This is a genomic window from Tsukamurella pseudospumae (genome assembly GCF_001575195.1).
In the GTDB taxonomy this organism is placed as follows: domain Bacteria; phylum Actinomycetota; class Actinomycetes; order Mycobacteriales; family Mycobacteriaceae; genus Tsukamurella; species Tsukamurella pseudospumae.
The window spans coordinates 1-514 of the sequence record NZ_LSRF01000110.1; the positions used below are offsets into that span (position 1 = coordinate 1).

The following is a 514-nucleotide window of genomic DNA, read 5'->3' on the forward strand; positions in this document are numbered from 1 at the left end:
TTCGTGAACAAGTGACGCTCAGATTCGCGAACACAGCCAATGGCGGGCGTCTCCGGGCAGCAAGATGCGGAAGGGGAGACACTGGCTGCTGCGATCCGTGGGGATGCTCTCGGCAAAGCCGCGCTGGCGTCGCCCTCGCCGGAGTTCCGCGCAGAGTTCCTGTCGATGTTGCTCCGAGAAGACCCATTAGCGGCAGGGATAGCAGCGACTACGGCGCTGGCCGCACACTCCGACGGTAAAGCCGTCGGCATCGTGATCGCTGGGCCATCCTCGAAGATCCTCCCAAAGTTACTGCGCCAACTAGGTTTTGAGCTTGCGCTCAAGTACCTCGTGAACGCTGTGAAGATCGAACTGCTGGCTGTCGAGCCCGATTTCCGGCGGTCGGGCGCGGGATCGCGGCTGCTGGCCGAGACCATCGCGATCCACGCCGCGGCCGGTGCCCACGTGATGCATGGACAGTTCAACACGGATCGTCACGAGATCCTTGAGCCGTTCTACCGCAGCCACGGATTCG

1 protein-coding gene is annotated in these 514 nt (G+C 62.6%); it reads left to right on the forward strand.

Features of this window, described 5'->3' with window-relative positions:
- Nucleotides 1-39: 39 nt before the first annotated feature.
- A partial coding sequence (locus tag AXK60_RS26710; protein ID WP_139058158.1) for a GNAT family N-acetyltransferase occupies nucleotides 40-514 on the forward strand: 475 nt, incomplete at its 3' end.